Origin of the sequence: Pseudomonas putida (genome assembly GCF_030159595.1) — a bacterium.
GTDB lineage: Bacteria > Pseudomonadota > Gammaproteobacteria > Pseudomonadales > Pseudomonadaceae > Aquipseudomonas > Aquipseudomonas putida_AC.
Window position 1 is genome coordinate 180,731 of sequence record NZ_BSKJ01000008.1, and the last position, 22,189, is coordinate 202,919.

Sequence of the window (22,189 nt, forward strand, 5' to 3'; positions counted from 1 at the left end):
CGGAGACACCGTCATGTTGCATATTTTCTGTCCCCACTGCGGCGAGCTGCGCTCCGAAGAAGAGTTCCACGCCTCTGGCCAGGCGCACATCGCCCGCCCGCTGGACCCTGCCGCCTGCTCCGACGAGGAGTGGGGTACCTACATGTTCTACCGTGACAACCCACGCGGGATTCACCATGAACTGTGGGACCACGTTGCCGGTTGCCGCCAGTACTTCAACGTCACCCGTGACACCGTGACCTACGAAATTCTGGAAACCTACAAGATTGGCGAGAAGCCGCAAGTGACCGCCAACGGCAAGCCAAACAGCGCACCGTCGACCGTCAAAGGCCAAGGGGAAAAAGTATGAGCCAGACCTATCGCCTCGCCAGCGGCGGCCGCATCGACCGCAGCAAGGTCCTGAACTTCACCTTCAACGGCAAGACCTACCAGGGTTATGCCGGTGACAGCCTGGCCGCCGCCCTGTTGGCCAATGGCGTCGACATCGTCGGCCGCAGCTTCAAGTACTCGCGCCCACGCGGCATCATCGCTGCCGGTACCGAAGAGCCGAACGCCATCCTGCAGATCGGCTCCAGCGAAGCCACCCAGATCCCGAACGTGCGCGCCACCCAGCAGGCGCTGTATGCAGGCCTGGTCGCCACCAGCACCAACGGCTGGCCGAACGTCAACAACGACGTCATGGGCATCCTCGGCAAGGTGGGCGGCAGCATGATGCCGCCGGGCTTCTACTACAAAACCTTCATGTACCCGAAATCGTTCTGGATGACGTACGAGAAGTACATCCGCAAGGCAGCAGGCCTTGGCCGTGCACCGCTGCAGAACGACCCGGACAGCTACGACTACATGAACCAGCACTGCGACGTGTTGATCGTCGGTGCCGGCCCTGCAGGCCTGGCCGCTGCACTGGCTGCTGCGCGCAGCGGTGCCCGTGTCATCCTGGCTGACGAGCAGGAAGAGTTTGGCGGCAGCCTGCTCGACAGCCGCGAAACCCTCGACGGCAAGCCTGCCGCCGACTGGGTAAACGCTGTGATCAAAGAGCTGGAAGGCCTGCCGGAAGTGACCCTGCTGCCACGCGCCACGGTCAACGGCTACCACGACCACAACTTCCTGACCATTCACGAGCGCCTCACCGACCACCTCGGCGACCGCGCACCGATTGGCCAGGTGCGCCACCGTGTGCACCGTGTACGCGCCAAGCGCGTGGTACTGGCGCCCGGCGCCCACGAGCGCCCGCTGGTGTACGGCAACAACGACGTACCGGGCAACATGCTGGCCGGTGCTGTCTCCACCTACGTTCGTCGCTACGGCGTGGCCCCGGGCCGCAAGCTGGTGCTGTCGACCAACAACGACCACGCCTACCGCGCCGCGCTGGACTGGCACGACGCAGGCCTGCAAGTGGTCGCCATTGCTGATGCCCGCCACAACCCACGTGGCTCGCTGGTTGAAGAGGCGCGTGCCAAAGGCATTCGCATCCTCACCTCCAGCGCCGTGGTCGAGGCCAAAGGCAGCAAGCATGTCACCGGCGCCCGCGTGGCGGCCATCGATGTACAGGCACACAAAGTCACCAGCCCGGGCGAAACCCTTGAGTGCGACCTGATCGCAACCTCTGGTGGCTACAGCCCGATCGTCCACCTAGCTTCGCACCTGGGCGGTCGCCCGGTATGGCGTGACGACATCCTCGGCTTCGTGCCGGGCGATGCGCCGCAAAAGCGTGAGTGCGTGGGTGGTATCAACGGCGTTTACGCCCTTGGCGACGTGATTGCCGATGGCTTCGAAGGCGGCGTGCGCGCAGCCACCGAAGCGGGCTTCAAAGCCACTGTTGGCACCCTGCCAAAAACCGTGGCGCGCAAGGAAGAGGCCACTGTGGCGCTGTTCCAGGTGCCGCACGACAAAGGCACCAAAGGGCCGAAGCAGTTCGTCGACCAGCAGAACGACGTGACCGCCGCCGGTATCGAGCTGGCCACCCGTGAAGGCTTCGAGTCGGTCGAGCACGTCAAACGCTACACCGCGCTCGGCTTTGGTACCGACCAGGGCAAGCTGGGCAACATCAACGGCCTGGCCATCGCCGCCCGTTCGATCGGCATCACCATTCCGGAAATGGGCACCACCATGTTCCGCCCCAACTACACGCCGGTGACGTTCGGCGCGGTAGCGGGCCGTCACTGTGGTCACCTGTTCGAGCCGGTGCGTTTCACCGCCCTGCATGCCTGGCATGTGAAGAACGGCGCCGAGTTCGAAGACGTCGGCCAGTGGAAGCGCCCTTGGTACTTCCCGAAAGCCGGTGAAGACATCCATGCCGCCGTGGCGCGTGAATGCAAGGCCGTGCGCGACAGCGTGGGCCTGCTGGACGCCTCCACCCTGGGCAAGATCGACATCCAGGGCCCGGACGCCCGTGAGTTCCTCAACCGCATCTACACCAACGCCTGGACCAAGCTCGATGTGGGCAAGGCCCGCTACGGCCTGATGTGCAAGGAAGACGGCATGGTCTTCGACGACGGCGTAACCGCCTGCGTCGGCGACAACCACTTCATCATGACCACCACCACCGGCGGCGCCGCCCGCGTGCTGCAGTGGATGGAGCTGTACCACCAGACCGAATGGCCGGAACTGAAGGTGTACTTCACCTCGGTCACCGACCACTGGGCCACCATGACCCTGTCCGGCCCGAACAGCCGCAAGCTGCTCAGCGAGCTGACCGACATCGACATGGACAAGGAAGCCTTCCCGTTCATGACCTGGAAGGAAGGCAACGTCGGCGGCGTGCCGGCCCGTGTGTTCCGTATCTCGTTCACCGGTGAGCTGTCGTACGAAGTCAACGTGCAGGCCAACTACGCCATGGGCGTGCTGGAACAGATCATCGAGGCCGGCAAGAAGTACAACCTGACCCCGTACGGCACCGAGACCATGCATGTACTGCGTGCCGAGAAGGGCTTCATCATCGTTGGCCAGGACACCGACGGTTCGATGAACCCGGACGACCTGAACATGAGCTGGTGCGTGGGCCGCAACAAGCCGTACTCGTGGATCGGCCTGCGTGGCATGAACCGTGAAGATTGCGTGCGCGAGAACCGCAAGCAGCTGGTAGGCCTGAAGCCGGTCGACCCGACCAAATGGCTGCCGGAAGGCGCCCAACTGGTGTTCGACCCGAAACAGCCGATCCCGATGGACATGGTTGGCCACGTCACCTCCAGCTACGCGTCCAACTCCCTGGGCTATTCGTTCGCCATGGGTGTGGTCAAAGGCGGCCTCAAACGCATGGGCGAGCGCGTCTACTCGCCACAGGCGGATGGCAGCGTGATCGAGGCGGAGATCGTGTCTTCGGTGTTCTTCGATCCGAAGGGTGAGCGGCAGAACGTTTGAGGCTTCACCCGTAGCACTGGTTGAAATGCGGTTTCTGTGGGAGCGGGTTCACCCGCGAATGCGATGGTGGATTCACCGCCCTCTTCGCGGGTAAACCCGCTCCCACATGGGATCCCCACAGTCTGTGACTACAGGTTCTACCTCAGGTCTTCGCGATCAACAGAATTCAAGGCAGGTAAGAAATGAGCGCTATCAACGTCTTCCAGCAAAACCCCGGCGCCGAGGCCAAGGCCCAGTCGCCACTGCACCACGCCGACCTGGCCAGCCTGGTTGGCAAAGGCCGCAAGAACGCAGGCGTGACCCTGCGTGAAAAGAAATTCCTCGGTCACCTCACTATCCGTGGCGATGGCCACAACCCGGAATTCGCCGCCGGCGTGCACAAGGCCCTGGGCCTGGAGCTGCCGGTTGCCCTGACCGTGGTCGCCAACAGCGAGATGTCGCTGCAGTGGATGGGGCCCGACGAGTGGCTGCTGATCGTCCCGGGTGGCCAGGAAGTTGCGGTCGAGCAAAAGCTGCGTGCCGCCCTCGAAGGCCAGCACATCCAGGTGGTCAACGTCAGCGGCGGGCAAAGCCTGCTGGAACTGCGCGGCCCGAACGTGCGCGAAGTGCTGATGAAGTCCACCAGTTATGATGTTCACCCGAACAACTTCCCGGTGGGCAAGGCTGTCGGCACCGTGTTCGCCAAGTCGCAACTGGTGATCCGCCGTACCGCCGAAGACACCTGGGAACTGGTGATTCGCCGCAGCTTCTCCGACTACTGGTGGCTGTGGCTGCAGGACGCTTCGGCTGAATACGGCCTGAGCATCGAGGCTTAAGGAGAGCAGAACATGAGTCGGGCACCGGATACCTGGATTCTCACCGCCGATTGCCCGAGCATGCTCGGTACCGTCGACGTGGTGACGCGTTACCTCTTCGAGCAGCGCTGCTATGTGACGGAGCACCACTCCTTCGATGACCGGCAGTCGGGGCGCTTCTTCATTCGCGTCGAATTCCGCCAGCCGGACGATTTCGACGAGGCGGGCTTCCGTGCCGGCCTCGCCGAGCGCAGCGACGCGTTCGGCATGACGTTCGAGCTGACCGCACCGAATCACCGCCCAAAGGTGGTGATCATGGTGTCCAAGGCCGACCACTGCCTGAACGACTTGCTGTATCGCCAGCGCATCGGCCAACTGGGTATGGACGTGGTTGCGGTGGTGTCCAACCACCCCGACCTTGAACCGTTGGCCCAGTGGCACAAGATTCCTTACTACCACTTCGCGCTCGACCCCAAGGACAAGGCGGGGCAAGAGCGCAAGGTGCTGCAGGTGATCGAGGAGACCGGCGCAGAACTGGTTATCCTCGCCCGCTACATGCAGGTGCTATCGCCCGAGCTGTGCCGGCGCCTGGATGGCTGGGCGATCAACATTCACCACTCGCTGTTGCCTGGGTTCAAGGGCGCCAAGCCTTATCACCAGGCGTACAACAAGGGCGTGAAGATGGTTGGCGCCACGGCGCACTACATCAACAACGACCTTGATGAAGGGCCGATCATTGCCCAGGGTGTCGAGGTGGTGGACCACAGCCATTACCCGGAAGACCTGATTGCCAAAGGGCGTGATATCGAATGCCTGACCCTGGCGCGGGCGGTGGGTTATCACATTGAGCGGCGGGTGTTCCTCAACGCCAACCGGACTGTAGTTCTTTAACAGTCTGTACTGGCCTCTTCGCGGGCGTGCCCGCGAAGAGGCCACCACATTTGTTTTTCTCCTCCATATCCTCCAACGACAACCCTGCCGCTAAAAGGCATCTCCCTGTCGTTCCCAGTCAGTGCATCCCGCCGTATCCGGCCCACAATTCCCTGCATTCCAGTAACACCTGCCGCCCATGGATGGCGGCGCGTTCAACCACCGCTGCATAAATAATAATCAAGCGAGGTAAGAGCATGTCTGGCAATCGTGGAGTGGTATATCTCGGCGCCGGCAAGGTCGAAGTGCAGAAGATCGACTACCCGAAAATGCAGGACCCGCGCGGCAAGAAGATCGAACACGGCGTCATCCTCAAGGTGGTTTCCACCAACATCTGCGGCTCTGACCAGCACATGGTCCGCGGCCGCACCACTGCCCAGGTCGGCTTGGTCCTGGGCCACGAAATCACTGGTGAAATCGTCGAGAAGGGCAGCGACGTCGAGCGCATGCAGATCGGCGACCTGGTATCGGTACCCTTCAACGTCGCTTGCGGCCGCTGCCGCTCGTGCAAAGAGATGCACACAGGTGTCTGCCTTACCGTCAACCCGGCCCGCGCCGGCGGTGCCTACGGCTACGTCGACATGGGTGACTGGACAGGTGGCCAGGCTGAATATGTGCTGGTGCCATACGCCGACTTCAACCTGCTGAAACTGCCCGAGCGCGACAAGGCCATGGAGAAGATCCGTGACCTGACCTGTCTGTCCGACATCCTGCCAACCGGCTACCACGGTGCCGTGACTGCTGGCGTAGGCCCAGGCAGCACCGTTTACGTCGCGGGCGCTGGCCCGGTCGGTTTGGCCGCCGCTGCCTCGGCCCGCCTGCTGGGCGCTGCCTGCGTCATCGTCGGCGACCTCAACCCGGCCCGTCTGGCCCACGCCAAGTCCCAGGGCTTCGAAGTGGTCGACCTGTCCAAGGACACCCCGCTGCACGAGCAGATCGTCGACATTCTCGGTGAGCCGGAAGTGGACTGCGCTGTCGACGCCGTTGGCTTCGAGGCCCGTGGCCATGGCCATGAAGGTGCCAAGCATGAAGCGCCGGCTACCGTGCTGAACTCGCTGATGCAGGTTACCCGCGTTGCCGGCAACATCGGTATCCCGGGCTTGTATGTGACCGAAGACCCGGGCGCGGTAGATGCCGCCGCCAAGATCGGTGCGTTGAGCATTCGCTTTGGCTTGGGCTGGGCGAAGTCGCACAGCTTCCACACCGGCCAGACTCCGACCATGAAGTACAACCGCCAGCTGATGCAGGCGATCATGTGGGACCGGATCAACATTGCTGAGGTGGTGGGTGTGCAGGTGATCAACCTGGATCAGGCGCCGGAAGGGTATGGCGAGTTTGATGCGGGTGTGCCGAAGAAGTTTGTGATTGACCCGCATAAAATGTGGGGTGCGGCGTAATAATCTTAGAATAAAATAGCCCCTCAATTCGAGGGGCTATTTTGAGTTTTCACGAGTTACGAATTATATTGCCACTTGCCATTAGCGTTATGCGTATCCCACATTGTGCGTTTGGTATTAATCGGATTTTGAGGCGTATGTCGTACACTCATCGCTTCTTCGTGTAGCCTAAATGAAAGCTTATCAAGCATGCGTTCGTATTTTGACGCCATTTTTAAGGTTTCTGCACGGTGGTCGTCAATACTTTTAGGTGTTATGGTTATTTTATGTTTTTCAGCATAAGCGCTGTCTTTATTCGACAGTGATGGAAGCACAGGTTGCGCTCGTGATTCATAGGCTTCAGAGTTTTCTAATAAGTTTTTAAAATGGACGTTGCCGTTTTGTTTTAAGTTTGGTCGTGTTGAGTGTTTGTTGATGGCAGTATTGTAGTTGGTGATATCTTCATTGTAGCGTTTAATTCTTTCTACTTTTCTTGTTTTTCTGCCACCGATGTTTTTGATGGTCTTAATGAATGATGGGGTTTTAACATGGCCTGTTGAGTCAGTATTGTTTATAGGATCGCCTTCACAATAGGCGTAGCAATTAACCCCCCCCTCGCTAAAGGGGCTGAGGTTGTCAGGACTATAGAAGCGCTGAAGCGCGGGATTATATAGCCTATATCCATTGCCCATCGCATATGCTTCTGTCGCTGGGTCGAGCCGTTCTCCGTTAAATGCAAGAAGCGCTGTACTTTGCTCCAGGTTCAGGTAGCCATAAGGTGTATACCCTTTCCAGCTAACAGGAATGCCAAGTACAGAGTTGTTGTGGTCGCTTTTTAGAAAACTGACAGATTGTGTAGACTCTAACTGAGCCGCTGGTGTTTCTTGCACCCACAAAATCCGACTATTACCCTGCTCATGCACCTGTGTAGAAATTTTGCCATGTTGGTAAAAGAGCATGGCTTCTCCATTCGCTAGCTCTATAGGCCGTTGAGTGGCTTCTGGATAGTTACGGTCGACCCTGCTGTGCGCCCTGCTCGTCATTTTTTGCTGCCTCTGAGAGTTCGTGTTGGTCAACTCTGCACGTCCTCGTGGATGGCAACAACTAGCAGTTTTAACAGGTTACGAATGGTAGGAACCGATCCCTAAATTGTTAGTCAAACGCCTCGTTTCCCTGGCCATCCCGGCCCACGAGGTCTCTCCCGATGAAAGCATTCACCCTGGCAACCCTGATGACCCTGGCCGCAAGCCCGGTGTTCGCCTTCAACCTCAGCGACGCCGCCAACGCCGTGTCGGCCATGCAAAGCCGGAATCAGAGCCAGCAAGCCCAGGTGCAGGCGCCCGAGGCGCAGGCCAATTTGCTCAATACTTTGGGCAGTGAACTCAAGATCACCCCCGAGCAGGCCGTGGGTGGGGCAGGGGCGATGCTGGGGTTGGCCCGCAATAACCTGAGCAGCGAGGACTATGGCCAACTGACCAAGGCGGTACCGGGGCTGGACCTGCTGGCCGGGGCCAATGCGTTGGGTGGGCTAAGTGGGTTGGGTGAGTTGCTGGGCAAGAACAGCGAAAGCCAGTCGGCGTTGAGCAATGCGCTGGGCAATAATGTGGAAAACCGCAGCGACCTGGACACTGCGTTCAAGGCGCTGGGCATGGATGCCGGGATGATCGGGCAGTTTGCGCCGTTGATTCTGCAATACCTAGGGCAGCAGGGGATTGCCGGGTCGTTGTTGCAGAATCTGGGTAGCTTGTGGACGACGCCGGCGCCGTTGGTTCAGCCGTCCGTCTGAGGTTTTTGCAGCGCCAGAGCAGGCCCTCCCACAGGAACTGCACAGGGCTCAGGCCTGTGAGCGTCCTGTGGGAGCTGGCTTGCCGGCGATAGGGCCATTACAGGTCATCCCATCTCGGCCCGCAGTTGCTCGATCCGCTGGTCCTTCTCCACCCAAAGCTGATTCACCCAGGCCTGCACGGTCTGGCGGAAAGCCGGGTCATTTTCGTAATCCCCCGCCCACAACGCCGGGTCTAGCTCCCGCACCTGAATGTCGATAATCACCCGGCTAATGCTGCCATTGAGCAAGTCCCAGAACCCCGGCGCCTGGTTTCCGGGGTACACAATGGTCACGTCCAGCAAGGCGTCCAGCTGCTCGCCCAACGCCGCCAGTACGAACGCCACGCCACCCGCCTTGGGCTTGAGCAGGTAGCGATACGGCGACTGCTGCTCCTGGCGCTTGGCCTCGGTAAACCGGGTGCCTTCCAGGTAGTTCACCACGGTCACCGGCTGGCGTTTGAACAGCTCGCAGGCGGCCTTGGTGATTTCCAGGTCCTTGCCCTTGAGCTCGGGGTGCTTTTCCAGAAACGCCTTGCTGTAGCGCTTCATGAACGGGTAATCCAGCCCCCACCAGGCCAGGCCCAGCAGCGGTACCCAGATCAGCTCTTTCTTCAGGAAGAACTTGAAGAACGGCGTGCGGCGATTGAGGCTTTCGATCAGTGCGGGGATGTCGACCCAGGTCTGGTGGTTGCTCACCGCCAGGTACGAAGTGTCCTTGCGCAGGTTTTCGACGCCGCGAATGTCCCATTGTGTAGGGATGCACAAGGCGAAGATGGCCTTGTCGATTTCCGACCAGGTTTCGGCTACCCACATCACCGCCCACGAGGCATAGTCGCGGCCACGGCCCGGCAACACCAGTTTGAGCAGGGCGAAGACCAGCAGCGGGCAGATCAACACCACGGTATTGAGCAGCAGCAGGGTGGTAGTTAGGATGCCGGTCAGCAGGCGACGCATAAAGAGACTCTTGTTGTGGGAGATAAACGGTTGGCAATGATAAGCAGCGCCGTGGCCTACGCCAAATGTCCAATGCCCGCTGGTGGAGACAAATGTTTCACAACATGTTGGTTAGGCTTGTGACAGCGAACCTATCCTGCCAGTGCAGTCTAAGCACTGACCCCTCTCAAGGAAGCCTGCCTGTGAAACCTCTGCTTGCCCTGTTGTCGTTGTTGGCACTGCCGGTAATGGCCGCCGAGCCCACGATCTATGGCCGTTACGAAAACATCGCCTTGCCCGAATTGGGCGAAACGTTGAAAGCCAAGATGGACACCGGTGCCTTCACCGCATCGCTGTCGGCCAAGGACATTGAACTGTTCACCCGCGATGGCGAGGAGTGGGTACGCTTCCGCCTGGCCACCAAGGACTCTGACGGCAAGGTGTACGAGCACAAGGTTTCGCGCATCAGCAAGATCAAGGGCCGTGCCGATGAAGAGGAAGAAGGCGATGCGCCGGAAATCTCCAAGCGCCCGGTGGTGGACCTGGAGCTGTGCCTGGGTGACGTGAAGCGCACCGTAGAAGTGAACCTGGTGGACCGCAGCAGCTTCAACTACCCGCTGTTGGTGGGTTCCAAGGCGCTGCGCGAATTCAAGGCGGCGGTCAACCCGGCCAAGAAGTTTACTGCCGGCAAGCCTGATTGCTGATTGCTTTTGTCTGTGCCGGCCTCTTCGCGGGCAAGCCCGCTCCCACGCGTATCAGCTAAACCGTGTGGGGGCGGGTTTACCCGCGAATGTGTCCTTCAGGCCACTGGAGATGTAGCCACCATCGATGGCCGCTTGGCCACTTCGGCATACCAGGCAGCCAGGCCTGGCTGGTGCTCACGCCAGCCAAACTCCGGCTGGCGCAAATCCAGATACCCCAGCGCACAGGCCACGCCAATCGCCGCCAGGTCGAACCCGGACATCAGCTCGGGCAAGTGTTCCTGCTCCAGGTTGGCCAGGCTCCGGCGGATCTTGTCGCCCTGCGCCTGCAACCAGCCGTCCCAGCGCTTGTCTTCGGGCCGCAGGAAGCCCTCATAGCGCGATGACACCGCCGCATCCATGATCGCGTCGGCCTGCGACACCAGCGTCAGGCGCCGCCAGCGCGCCGAGCCTTCACGCGGCAGCAGTGGCAGGCCGACGTGTTGCTGGTCGAGGTATTCGCAGATCACCCGGCTGTCATGCAGCACGGTGCCGTCGTCTAGGCGCAGGGCCGGGATCTTGCCGATCGGGTTGTCCTGGTTGAGCTGCGTGTCGCCGCTCACCGGGCTGATGTTCACCGGCTGCAATTGCACGCGCTCAAGCTGGCCTGTCTCGTGCAGCACCACCATGACCTTGCGCACGAAAGGCGACAATGGCGAGTGGAACAGGGTCATCGTGGCCATGGTTCAGTTGCCCTGTAGGCTGGGTGGCAGGCACACACCGGTGCCGCCGATGCCGCAGTAGCCCTCCGGGTTCTTGGCCAGGTACTGCTGGTGGTAGGCCTCGGCGAAGTACACCGTCGGTGCCTGGTCGATTTCGGTGGTGATTTCACCGAAGCCGGCCTTGTTCAGTTCGGCCTGGAAGGCGTCGCGGCTGGCCTTGGCCTGTGCCAGCTGTTCAGGGCTGGTGCAGTAGATGGCCGAGCGGTACTGGGTGCCGATGTCGTTGCCTTGGCGCATGCCCTGGGTCGGGTTGTGCAATTCCCAGAACATCGCCAGCAGCTCGCGGTAGCTGACCTTGTCCTTGTCGAACACCACCAGCACCACTTCGGTGTGGCCGGTCAGGCCCGAGCAGACTTCTTCGTAGGTAGGGTGGGGGGTGATGCCGCCAGCGTAGCCGACCACGGTGCTGACCACGCCTTCACGCTGCCAGAAGCGCCGCTCCGCGCCCCAGAAGCAACCCAGGCCGAAGATGGCGAAGTCGATGGCGCCTTCGAAGAAGGGGCCGAGCAGCGGGGTGCCTTCGAACACATAGTGGAACTCGGGCAGGCTCATTGGCGTTTCGCGGCCAGGCAGGGCCTGTTCCGCGGTTGGCATGACGTTTTTGTTCACCAGGATTTCCGAACGCAGGACCATGGCCGTTCCTCTGTGTTTATTCAGTTGGATAGGTGGTGGGGCCATCGCCGGCAAGCCAGCTCCCACAGGGACACCACAGGTCTGGAAATCTGTGCGGTCCCTGTGGGAGCTGGCTTGCCGGCGATAGGGCCCGAATGGTCTCTATAGTGCCCGAGGTTTGAGCTGCTGTCAGGCCAAAGGGCCACGCGGGTAGCGCTTCAGGCGTTCAGCCAGTTCCCGCCCCGGAATCGGCCGGTCGAACAGGTAACCCTGACCCACGTCGCAGCGGTGCCGGCGCAGGAACGCCAGTTGCTCCGGCGTCTCGATACCTTCCGCTACCACCTTCAGCTTCAGGTTATGCGCCATGGCCACCACCGCCGAGGTGATTTCCATGTCGTCCTGGTTATCCGGGATTTCATTGATGAAGCTGCGGTCGATCTTGAGGATGTCGATCGGAAACTTCTTCAGGTAGCTGAGCGACGAGTAACCGGTGCCGAAGTCGTCCATGGCCAGGGTCAGGCCCAGGGCTTTCAGTTCGTCCAGCTGACGGTGCGTGTCTTCGCTGGCTTCCAGCAGCAGGCCTTCGGTCAGCTCCAGCTCCAGCAGGTGCGGGGGCAGGGCTTCTTCCTTGAGAATGGTGCTGATCGAGGCCACCAGGTCCGGGTCGGAGAACTGCTTGGGCGACAGGTTGATGGCCACATGCAGGTTGCCCCTGCCAGCCTCGCGCAGTTGCTGGCTCATGCGGCACGACTGGCGGACCACCCATTTGCCGATGGGGATGATCAGGCCGGTTTCTTCCGCCACGCTGATGAACTGGTCCGGGCGGATCATGCCGCGCTCGGGGTGGTTCCAGCGCAACAGCGCTTCCAGCCCAAGCAGGCGGCCGCTGCGCAGGCAGATCTTGGGCTGGTAGAACACTTCCAGCTCGTTCTGGGTCAGCGCACGGCGCAGGTTATTCTCGACGAACAATTTGTAACTGGCTTCGGCGTTGAGCACCTCGGTAAACACCTGCACCTGATGCTTGCCGTTGGCCTTGGCCTTGTGCAACGCCAGGCCTGCGTTCTTCATCAGGCTGGCCGGGTCGGCACCGTGCAGCGGCGCGTAGGCCAGGCCCACCGAGGCCGTGACGTTGATCAACTGGTTGTCGACGAACATCGGCTTGTCGAGGGTGCGCAGCAATTGCTGAGCAACGCCCTGACCGTCTTCCAGGCTGGTGTCGTCGAGCAATACAGCGAACTCGTTACTGGCAAAGCGCGCCAGGATGCCGCTGGTGTCCAGGCTGTTGCGCAGGCGTCGGGCCAGGCTGACCAGCAGCTTGTCGCCGGTCTGGTGGCCAAGGCTGTCGTTGATGCGCTTGAAGTTGTCGATGTCCACCAGCAGCAGGCACATCGCGCTTTCACCATCGCGGGCAAAGCACTCATCCAGGCTGCGGATGAACGCCGGTCGGTTGCCCAGGTTGGTCAGGTTGTCGGTGTAGGCCAGGCGCTCGATGCGCTGCTGGGCCAGTTTGGTCTGGGTGACGTCTTCGTAGATGCCGATGTAATGGGTCAGCTCACGGTTGTCGCCGTACACCTTGGAAATCGACAGTTGGCCCCAGTAGGGCTCCAGGTTCTTGCGTCGGCTCTTGAACTCGCCTTGCCAGCTGTTGCCCATGGCCAGGCTCGACGGTGAGTCGAACAGCAACTCGCTGAGGTTCTCCAGTGCCGGCAGCTCACCCAGGTGGCGGCCCTGCACTTCGTCGGTGCTGTACTGGGTGATGGCGGTAAAACTCGGGTTGACGTACTCCACCCGGCCATCGCGGTTCACCAGCAAAAAGGCACTGGCGCTTTGCTCGACTGCACGCTGAAACAGATGCAGTGCGCTGGCCGCAGTGCGCCGGTTATGGTTGGTGATGACTTGGGCGAACTGGTCGGCCAGCTCGCCTGCAAAGGCAATTTCGTCCGACTGCCAGGCCCGAGGCTGGCCGGTCTGCTCCAGGCACAGCACGCCGACGACTTGGCCATCGACGCGGATACTGGCATCGAGCATGGCCTTGTTTTCCGGGCGCAGGCTTTGTGCCAAGGCGCGGGTGCGCGGGTCGTGACCGGCGTTGTGGGCGTCGATGGCGCGGCTGGCGTGCAGCGCATCGAGGTAGTCGGGGAAACGGCTGGCATCGATGGCTTCGGGCTGGCGGTGTTCCTGCGCGTCGCGGTACCAGGCGGTGATCGGTTCCAGGCGCTGGTCGTCCAGGTGCCAGATGCTGGCGCTGTCGACCTTGTAGATTTCGCAGGCGCTCCGGGTAATCAGCTGCGCAGCTTCCAGCAGCGAGTTACCGGCGCTGTAGCGCTGCCGGGCCAGGCGCAGGATCAGGTCCTGCTGACCCCGCACGCGCTCCAGGTGTTCCAACTGCTCTTGCTGGGCGCGCTGGTTCAGCTGCAGGGCCAACTGCAGGCGGTTGTTGCGTGACTCAAGGTCGCTGGCGTCGGCTTCGCCAGTATCGTCCTGCTGGTCATCGAGCACGCTCAGATAGCCGCGCAACAGCTGGCGGTTATGCTGCTTGTAGGCTTCACCCACCTCCAGCAGGCGCAGCGAGGCGCTTGGCGTGTGCAGGGTATAGCGCACGCGGTAGTAGCCGCGCTGGGTCAGTTGCAACTGGATTTCGTCGTGCAGCTGGTAGCGCGCTTCGGGCTCCATCAGGCTGGCGTAGGGCGCATCCACCAAGGCGCACAGGTCGCCGGCGTGCAGGCCGAACTGGCGTTCGCAGGCGGGGTCCAGGTAGAGCATGGCCCAGGTGGCTTCGTTGAGCCTTTCGAAACGCAGCATGCCGAGCCGCGAGGGCACGGGTAACGGCGTGACGACCTCGGCCGCCACACGGCTGGCGGCATCGGGTTGGCTTTTCATCGAAGACTCGCTTGAAGAGGGAACGCGGCCTTGCGGCGGCGGCGGATTCGGCAAGGTTGCATCATGTCCCGAGGGCTGGCAAGCGGCCATGTGTGATGCTGTGGAAGGGTTATCGGCTTGTGGGCTGGAATCTGTAGTTTGACTGGAGATTCTGGGGCCGCTTTGCGGCCTCGATGTGCCTTACGCCAGGCAAAAAAAAGCCCCGCCAATTGACGGGGTTGAGGTACGAGCGTGGCAGCTCGAAAAGGGTACTGCCCCTCGCAAGGAGGGGCAGTGGGCTGCCTTACAGCAGCATGGTGCGGATATCGCCCAGCACGTCGCCCAGGCGCTTGGTGAAGCGCGCGGCAGCAGCGCCGTTGATCACACGGTGATCGTAGGACAGCGACAGCGGCAGCATCAGCTTCGGCTGGAAGGCCTTGCCATCCCACACGGGCTGCATGGTCGCCTTGGAGACGCCCAGGATCGCCACTTCCGGCGCGTTGACGATCGGCGTGAAGCCGGTGCCGCCAATGTGGCCGAGGCTGGAGATGGTGAAGCAGGCGCCTTGCATGTCGTCGGCCGACAGCTTTTTGGTGCGCGCCTTCTCGGCCAGTGCAGCGGCTTCGGCAGCCAGTTGCAGCAGGCTCTTCTGGTCGACGTTCTTGATCACAGGGACCAGCAGACCGTCCGGAGTGTCCACGGCGAAGCCGATGTGCACATACTTCTTGCGGATGATGGCCTTGCCGCTTGGCGCCAGCGAGCTGTTGAAGTCTGGCAGTTCCTTGAGCAGGAAGGCGCAGGCCTTGAGCAGCAGTGGCAGCACGGTCAGCTTCACGCCGGCTTTCTCGGCCACGGCCTTCTGCGCAACGCGGAAGGCTTCCAGCTCGGTGATGTCGGCGGAGTCGAACTGGGTCACATGCGGCACGTTCAACCAGCTGCGGTGCAGGTTGGCGGCACCGACCTGCATCAGGCGGGTCAGGGCCACTTCTTCCACTTCACCGAACTTGCTGAAGTCGACTACCGGAATCGGCGGGATACCAGCGCCACCGGTTGCGCCGGCGGCTGCCGGGGCTTCCTTGGCCTTTTGCATCATCGCTTTGACGTAAACCTGCACGTCTTCTTTCAGGATGCGACCGTGCGGGCCAGTGGCAGCCACCGCGCCCAGCTCGACACCGAATTCACGCGCCAGCTGACGAACGGCTGGGCCAGCGTGAACCTTGGCGTTGTTGCCAGCAGCCGGTGCGGTAGCAACCGGTGCAGGGGCCGCCGCCGGGGCGGCAGCGGCAGGTGCGGCGGCAGGAGCAGCCTCAGCCTTGGCCGGGGCAGCAGCAGCGGCAGGTGCCGGAGCGGCAGCCGGGGCTGCGCCCGCTACTTTCAGCTTGAAGATCAGGTCACCAGTGCCGACTTCGTCTTCCAGCTTGCACAGGACTTCTTCGACCACGCCAGCAGCTGGCGACGGGATTTCCATGGAGGCCTTGTCGGACTCCAGGGTGATCAGCGACTGGTCGGCTTCGACGGTGTCGCCGACCTTGACCAGCACTTCGATGATCTTGGCCTTGCCCGACGAGCCGATGTCCGGCACATGGATGTCCTGCACGCTGGCGGCAACCGGCGCTGCGGCTGGCGCAGGGGCGGCTTCGGCAGCCGGCGCTGGAGCAGCAGCCGGGGCCGCAGCTGCAGCGGCCGGCGCCTCAGGGGCCGCAGCAGCGGCGCCCTCGGCTTCCAGAACCAGCAGCTCGTCGCCTTCTTTCAGGCGGTCGCCCAGCTTGACCTTCAGTTCCTTGATGACGCCGGCCTTGGGGGCCGGGATTTCCATGGAGGCCTTGTCGGACTCTAGGGTCAGCAGGCTCTGGTCAGCCTCGATACGGTCACCGACCTTGACGAACAGCTCGATGATTTCACCTTCACCGCTGCCGATGTCAGGTACGCGAATGAGTTCGCTCACTTAAAAATACTCCTCAGCAGTCCAGTGGGTTGCGCTTGTCCGGGTCGATACCGAACTTGACGATAGCGTCTGCAACAACCTTGGGTTCGATCTCGCCACGGTCAGCCAGGGCTTCCAGGGCAGCCAGCACCACGAAGTGGCGGTCGACTTCGAAGAAGTGACGCAGTTTCTTGCGGCTGTCGCTGCGGCCGTAACCGTCGGTACCCAGGACCTTGAACTCTTTGCTCGGTACCCACTGGCGAATCTGCTCGGCGAACAGCTTCATGTAGTCGGTAGAAGCGATGACCGGGCCTTTGCGACCGTTCAGGCACTGCTCGACGTAGGTCTCTTGTGGCTTCTGGCCAGGCTTCAGGCGGTTGGCGCGTTCTACGGCCAGGCCGTCGCGGCGCAGTTCGTTGAAGCTGGTGACGCTCCACACGTCGGCACCGACGTTGAACTCTTCACGCAGGATCTTCGCGGCTTCGCGGACTTCGCGCAGGATGGTGCCGGAGCCCATCAGCTGTACATGGTGCGCGGCTTCGCGGGTGTCTTCTTCCAGCAGGTACATGCCCTTGATGATGCCTTCCTCGACACCGGCCGGCATGGCGGGCTGCTGGTAGGATTCGTTCATCACGGTGATGTAGTAGAAGATGTCCTGTTGCTCTTCGGTCATCTTCTTCATGCCGTCCTGGATGATCACCGCCAGCTCGTAGCCGTAGGTTGGATCGTAGGTGCGGCAGTTCGGGATGGTGCCCGCCATCATGTGGCTGTGACCGTCTTCGTGCTGCAGGCCTTCACCGTTCAGGGTGGTACGGCCGGCGGTACCGCCGATCAGGAAGCCACGCGTGCGGCTGTCGCCAGCGGCCCAGGCCAGGTCGCCAATGCGCTGGAAGCCGAACATCGAGTAGAAGATGTAGAACGGCAGCATCGGCTGGTTGTGGCAGCTGTACGAGGTACCGGCAGCAATGAACGACGACATGGCGCCGGCTTCGTTGATGCCTTCCTCGAGGATCTGGCCCTTCTTGTCTTCGCGGTAGAACATCACCTGGTCTTTATCGACTGGCTCGTAGAGCTGGCCGACCGACGAGTAGATGCCCAGCTGGCGGAACATGCCTTCCATACCGAAGGTACGGGCTTCGTCCGGGATGATCGGGACGATGCGCTGGCCGATGTCCTTGTCCTTGACCAGTTGCGCGAGGATACGCACGAAGGCCATGGTGGTGGAGATTTCGCGGTCGCCCGAGCCGTCCAGGATCGCTTTCAGCGTTTCCAGTGGCGGGGTTGGCACGCTGAAGCTCTTGGCGCGGCGCTGTGGCACGAAACCGCCCAGGGCAGCACGGCGCTCGGCCAGGTACTTGGCTTCGGCAGAACCTTCTTCCGGCTTGAAGAACGGCAGGTTCTCAAGGTCGGCATCCTTGACCGGGATGTCGAAGCGGTCACGGAAGTGACGCAGGCTGTCGACGTCGACCTTCTTGGTGTTGTGCGCGGTGTTCTTGGCTTCGCCAGCACCGGTGCCGTAACCCTTGATGGTCTTGGCCAGGATGACGGTCGGCTGCTCTTTGTGGTTAACAGCCTGGTGGTATGCCGCGTAGACCTTGTACGGGTCGTGGCCGCCACGGTTGAGCTTCCAGATCTCGTCGTCGGACAGGTCTTCGACCATGGCCTTGAGCTCTGGGGTGTTGAAGAAGTTTTCACGAACGTACGCGCCGTCTTTGGCTTTGTAGTTCTGGTACTCGCCGTCGATGACTTCGTCCATGCGGCGCTGCAGGGCACCGTTGGTGTCCTTGGCCAGCAGTGGGTCCCAGAAACGGCCCCAGACCACTTTGTTGACGTTCCAGCCACCGCCACGGAACACGCCTTCGAGTTCCTGGATGATCTTGCCGTTGCCGCGAACCGGGCCATCGAGGCGCTGCAGGTTGCAGTTGATGACGAAGATCAGGTTGTCCAGCTTCTCGCGACCGGCCAGGGCGATTGCGCCCAGGGATTCCGGCTCGTCGCACTCGCCGTCGCCCATGAAGCACCAGACTTTCTGCTTGCCGGCCGGGATGAAACCGCGCGCTTCCAGGTACTTCATGAAGCGTGCCTGGTAGATAGCCTGGATCGGGCCCAGACCCATCGATACGGTCGGGAACTGCCAGAAGTCAGGCATCAGCCATGGGTGCGGGTACGAAGACAGGCCGTTGCCGTCCACTTCCTGACGGAAGTTGTTCATCTGGTCTTCGTTGATGCGGCCTTCCATGAAGGCGCGGGCGTAGACGCCTGGCGAAGCGTGGCCCTGGAAGAAGATCAGGTCGCCGCCGTGTTCTTCGGTCGGGGCCTGGAAGAAGTAGTTGAAGCCGATGTCGTACAGGGTGGCGCTGGAGGCGAAGCTGGAGATGTGTCCGCCCAGGTCCGAGTCTTTCAGGTTGGTGCGCATGACCATGGCCAAGGCGTTCCAACGCACCATCGAGCGAATGCGGCGTTCCATGAACAGGTCGCCAGGCATGCGTGCTTCGTGGGTGACAGGGATGGTGTTGCGGTATGGCGTGGTGATCGCATACGGCAGCTGGGAGCCACTGCGGGTGGCCAGCTCGCCCATACGGGTCATCAGGTAATGAGCGCGGTCTTCGCCTTCTTTGTCGAGGACCGACTCCAGGGCATCCAGCCATTCCTGGGTTTCGATTGGATCGAGGTCTTGCATGGCTTGCTCCAGGGCGGAAAGGCAACCAGAATCGATTGCCTGAGATTGCGACTGGCCTTATGGGCAGACGTCGTGAATTCTTGGATTACCGGGGTGTCCTCCGGCGCGTTGTAGTTTTACTACATTTGCGTTCGCATTTCATGCTTTTACACGACACGAGTAGTAGTAAAACTACATTTGTGCGACGTTTGGTCGCACCTTGGCTTGTGAGGAAAAACGTTCATGGTGGTTGGCATTGTGTCGCGAACGGGTGGTTCTTGATGTTTGTTGCCAAGTTTTCGTTTTTTTCAGCTATTTCCAACTTTTGTACGACAGTCCAACCGTGGTCCGGTTTCCCCTTGGCCGCTTTTTCCCCTCTAATTCACGCCGATCAAGGATAGACCATGCGCCTACCTTTGCCGTCCGCTCTGCCCGCCACCCTGCAGCCACTGGTCGCTCGCAACCAGCAATTCATCAGTGATGCGGTGACCGCCCACCCCGAACTCGACCTGAATGCCTGGAGCCCGGTGCACCGGCAACAATTCGACCAGCTTGCCGCTGCCAGCGATTTCGTCCTTGGCCTGGCCCAGCGAGAGCCAGCCATGTTGTTCGCGCTGCTGGCCAGTGGCGAACTGGAACGGCGTTACGCGCCGGGTGAGCTGCGCGGGCGAGTCGCCTCAGCCGCCCAGGCGGCGCAGAGCGACGACGAGCTGGCGCGCAACCTGCGCCGCGAGCGTAACCGCCAGCAGCTGCGCATCATCTGGCGCGACATCACCCGCCAGGCCGAGCTGGGCGAAACCTGTCGCGACCTGTCGGACCTCGCCGATGCCGCCATCGACGAAGCCTACCAATGGCTGTATCCGCGCCATTGCCAGCAGTTCGGCACGCCCATCGGCAACCGCAGTGGCCAGCCGCAGCACATGGTGGTGCTGGGGATGGGCAAGCTGGGGGCGGTGGAGCTGAACTTGTCGTCGGACATCGACCTGATCTTCGGCTTCCCCGAAAACGGTGAAACCGAAGGGGTGAAGCGCTCGCTGGAAAACCAGGAGTTCTTCACCCGCCTGGGCCAGCGGTTGATCAAGGCGCTGGACCCGGTGACCGTCGACGGCTTCGTGTTCCGCGTCGACATGCGCCTGCGCCCCTATGGTTCCGCTGGCGCACTGGTCCTCAGCTTCAATGCCCTGGAGCAGTACTACCAGGACCAGGGCCGCGACTGGGAGCGCTACGCGATGATCAAGGCGCGTGTGGTGGCGGGCGACCAGGCAGCTGGAGCACAACTGCAGGAGATGCTGCGCCCGTTCGTGTACCGCCGCTATCTGGACTTTTCCGCGATCGAAGCGCTGCGCACCATGAAGCAACTGATCCAGCAGGAAGTGCGGCGCAAGGGCATGGCCGACAACATCAAGCTGGGTGCCGGTGGTATCCGTGAGGTGGAGTTCATCGCCCAGGCCTTCCAGCTGATCCACGGCGGGCGCGACCTCAGCCTGCAGCAGCGGCCGTTGCTCAAGGTGCTGGCTACCCTCGAAGGCCAGGGCTATCTGCCACCGGCGGTAGTCGCTGAGCTACGCGAGGGGTATGAGTTCCTGCGTTATACCGAGCACGCCATTCAAGCCATCGCCGACCGCCAGACGCAAATGTTGCCAGAGGGCGAGACCGACCAGGCGCGAGTCGCCTACATCCTTGGCTTTGCCGACTGGGAGAGCTTCCACGCCCAGCTGATGTACTGGCGTGGCCGTATCGACTGGCACTTCCGCCAGGTGATCGCCGACCCGGATGATGAAGACGGTGAAGGCGAACTGGTGGTGGGTGGCGAATGGTCGCCGCTGTGGGAACAGGCGCAGGATGAAGAAGCCGCTGGCCGGCAGCTGGAAGAGGCGGGTTTCAAAGAGCCCGTCGAAGCTTTACGGCGCCTGGCCGGGTTGCGCTCCAGCCCGCAGCTGCGTTCGATGCAACGTATTGGCCGCGAGCGGCTGGATGCCTTTATTCCACGCTTGCTGGCCCAAGCGGTCGAGCATGACAACCCTGACCTGGTGCTGGAACGTGTGCTGCCGCTGGTCGAGGCCGTGGCGCGGCGTTCGGCCTATCTGGTGCTGCTCACCGAAAACCCGGGTGCCCTGCGCCGCCTGCTGACCTTGTGCGCTGCCAGCCCGTGGATTGCCGAACAGATCGCCCTCTACCCGCTGCTGCTCGACGAGCTGCTCAACGAAGGCCGCTTGTTCAGCCCGCCATTGGCGCCAGAGCTGGCCAGCGAGCTGCGTGAGCGCCTGACCCGCATCCCCGAAGATGACCTGGAGCAGCAGATGGAGGCGCTGCGCCACTTCAAGCTGGCCCACAGCCTGCGCGTAGCCGCGTCGGAAATCAGCGGCAACCTGCCGTTGATGAAAGTCAGCGACTACCTGACCTGGCTGGCCGAGGCCATCCTTGACCAGGTGCTGGCCCTGGCCTGGCGCCAGACCGTGGCCCGCCACGGCCAGCCCAAGCGCAGCGACGGCAGTTTGTGCGACCCTGGGTTCATCATCATTGGCTATGGCAAGGTCGGCGGCCTGGAGTTGGGCCATGGCTCGGACCTGGACCTGGTGTTCATCCACGACGGCGACCCGCAAGAGGAAACCGACGGTGCCAAGCCCATCGACAGTGCGCAGTTCTTCACCCGTCTGGGCCAGCGCATCATTCACCTGCTGACCACCCAGACCAACTCGGGCCAGCTGTACGACGTGGACATGCGCCTGCGCCCGTCCGGCGCTTCCGGCCTGCTGGTGAGTTCGCTGGGCGCCTTCGAGCGCTACCAGCAGAACGAAGCCTGGACCTGGGAGCACCAGGCGCTGGTGCGGGCCCGCGTGTTGGTGGGTTGCAAGCAGGTGGGTGCGGCCTTCGAGGGCGTGCGCGCCAAGGTGCTAGGCCAGTCCCGCGACCTGGAAAAACTGCGCACCGAAGTCAGTGAAATGCGCGCCAAGATGCGCGGCAACCTCGGGACCAAGGCCACGGCTGCCGGTACGGCGGCCAACGCCTTCGAGGCCGGCGTGCCCTTCGATATCAAGCAGGATGCCGGCGGTATCGTCGATATCGAATTTATGGTGCAATACGCCGCTTTGGCCTGGTCCCACGACCACCCGGCCATACTCCGATGGACCGATAACATCCGCATTCTGGAAGAGCTGGAGCAGGCGAACTTGATGCCGGCCAGTGACGCGGTGCTGTTGCGTGAAGTGTACAAGGCGTTCCGCTCGGCCTCGCACCGCCAGGCCTTGCAGAAACAGGCCGGGGTGATCGATGCGGCGCAGTTTGCCGATGAACGCCGCGAAGTGCGGCGGATCTGGGGTGAATTGGGTTTGACCTGAAGGGCCGCGATCAGCCATGGACTTGCCTGAGTGGTACACTGTCCGCCACATAGCCTGAATATAAAGAGGGGAGGCCAGGCTGTACCGCAGTCTGTAGCCTCCCCGAGCGTTTCTGGAC

At 61.8% G+C, this 22,189-nt stretch carries 15 protein-coding genes; 8 read left to right on the plus strand and 7 right to left on the minus strand.

The features are described 5' to 3' along the window. Nucleotides 1–13: 13 nt before the first annotated feature. From QQL85_RS18915 to fdhA, 5 genes are all read left to right on the plus strand, one after another. Nucleotides 14–349 (plus strand): sarcosine oxidase subunit delta, encoded by a 336-nt coding sequence (locus QQL85_RS18915; RefSeq protein WP_284355449.1) that lies wholly within the window; start codon nt 14–16, stop codon nt 347–349. Further along, the gene (locus QQL85_RS18920; protein WP_284355450.1) at nt 346–3,360 is read left to right on the plus strand and encodes a sarcosine oxidase subunit alpha; all 3,015 of its coding nucleotides are present in this window, start codon (nt 346–348) and stop codon (nt 3,358–3,360) included. The genes QQL85_RS18915 and QQL85_RS18920 overlap by 4 nt, the downstream gene beginning before the upstream one ends. A gap of 182 nt (nt 3,361–3,542) precedes the next feature. Next, nucleotides 3,543–4,175 carry a sarcosine oxidase subunit gamma gene (locus QQL85_RS18925; protein WP_198749670.1) on the plus strand — a complete coding sequence of 211 codons (633 nt, stop codon included), beginning with the start codon at nt 3,543–3,545 and terminating at the stop codon, nt 4,173–4,175. 12 nt (nt 4,176–4,187) lie between these two features. Continuing rightward, nucleotides 4,188–5,045, plus strand: coding sequence for a formyltetrahydrofolate deformylase (purU, locus tag QQL85_RS18930; RefSeq protein WP_284355451.1), 858 nt, complete (start codon nt 4,188–4,190; stop codon nt 5,043–5,045). 236 nt (nt 5,046–5,281) lie between these two features. Next, nucleotides 5,282–6,481: a formaldehyde dehydrogenase, glutathione-independent gene (gene fdhA, locus QQL85_RS18935; protein WP_009683378.1), complete on the plus strand. Its 1,200-nt coding sequence runs from the start codon at nt 5,282–5,284 to the stop codon at nt 6,479–6,481. Between the two features lie 56 nt (nt 6,482–6,537). On the opposite strand, the gene QQL85_RS18940 is transcribed toward fdhA, so the two are convergent. Continuing rightward, nucleotides 6,538–7,419 (minus strand): RHS repeat-associated core domain-containing protein, encoded by an 882-nt coding sequence (locus QQL85_RS18940; protein ID WP_284355452.1) that lies wholly within the window; start codon nt 7,417–7,419, stop codon nt 6,538–6,540. Between the two features lie 245 nt (nt 7,420–7,664). On the opposite strand from QQL85_RS18940, the gene QQL85_RS18945 reads away from it, so the two are divergent. After that, nucleotides 7,665–8,246: a DUF2780 domain-containing protein gene (locus QQL85_RS18945; protein WP_284355453.1), complete on the plus strand. Its 582-nt coding sequence runs from the start codon at nt 7,665–7,667 to the stop codon at nt 8,244–8,246. A gap of 104 nt (nt 8,247–8,350) precedes the next feature. On the opposite strand, the gene QQL85_RS18950 is transcribed toward QQL85_RS18945, so the two are convergent. After that, entirely contained in the window at nt 8,351–9,238 is an 888-nt protein-coding gene (locus QQL85_RS18950) for an acyltransferase (RefSeq protein ID WP_284355454.1), read from the minus strand. Nucleotides 9,239–9,420: 182 nt separating this feature from the next. On the opposite strand from QQL85_RS18950, the gene QQL85_RS18955 reads away from it, so the two are divergent. Further along, nucleotides 9,421–9,921 carry an ATP-dependent zinc protease family protein gene (locus tag QQL85_RS18955; protein WP_284355455.1) on the plus strand — a complete coding sequence of 167 codons (501 nt, stop codon included), beginning with the start codon at nt 9,421–9,423 and terminating at the stop codon, nt 9,919–9,921. Nucleotides 9,922–10,016: 95 nt separating this feature from the next. On the opposite strand, the gene QQL85_RS18960 is transcribed toward QQL85_RS18955, so the two are convergent. The 5 genes from QQL85_RS18960 to aceE all read right to left on the minus strand — a co-directional run bounded on the left by QQL85_RS18960 (nt 10,017) and on the right by aceE (nt 18,754). Next, the gene (locus tag QQL85_RS18960) at nt 10,017–10,640 is read right to left on the minus strand and encodes a glutathione S-transferase (protein WP_284355456.1); all 624 of its coding nucleotides are present in this window, start codon (nt 10,638–10,640) and stop codon (nt 10,017–10,019) included. Between the two features lie 3 nt (nt 10,641–10,643). Further along, entirely contained in the window at nt 10,644–11,312 is a 669-nt protein-coding gene (gene msrA, locus QQL85_RS18965) for a peptide-methionine (S)-S-oxide reductase MsrA (protein ID WP_284355457.1), read from the minus strand. A 168-nt stretch (nt 11,313–11,480) separates the two neighbouring features. Beyond that, nucleotides 11,481–14,171 carry a putative bifunctional diguanylate cyclase/phosphodiesterase gene (locus QQL85_RS18970; protein WP_284355458.1) on the minus strand — a complete coding sequence of 897 codons (2,691 nt, stop codon included), beginning with the start codon at nt 14,169–14,171 and terminating at the stop codon, nt 11,481–11,483. A gap of 283 nt (nt 14,172–14,454) precedes the next feature. Beyond that, a complete protein-coding gene (aceF, locus tag QQL85_RS18975) occupies nt 14,455–16,095 on the minus strand; it encodes a dihydrolipoyllysine-residue acetyltransferase (protein ID WP_284355459.1) in 1,641 nt (546 codons plus the stop codon). 13 nt (nt 16,096–16,108) lie between these two features. Further along, nucleotides 16,109–18,754: a pyruvate dehydrogenase (acetyl-transferring), homodimeric type gene (aceE, locus tag QQL85_RS18980; RefSeq protein WP_284355460.1), complete on the minus strand. Its 2,646-nt coding sequence runs from the start codon at nt 18,752–18,754 to the stop codon at nt 16,109–16,111. 383 nt (nt 18,755–19,137) lie between these two features. On the opposite strand from aceE, the gene glnE reads away from it, so the two are divergent. Then, on the plus strand, nt 19,138–22,071 hold the full coding sequence (glnE, locus tag QQL85_RS18985; RefSeq protein WP_284355461.1) for a bifunctional [glutamate--ammonia ligase]-adenylyl-L-tyrosine phosphorylase/[glutamate--ammonia-ligase] adenylyltransferase: 2,934 nt from the start codon (nt 19,138–19,140) through the stop codon (nt 22,069–22,071). The last annotated feature ends 118 nt before the right edge of the window (nt 22,072–22,189 follow it).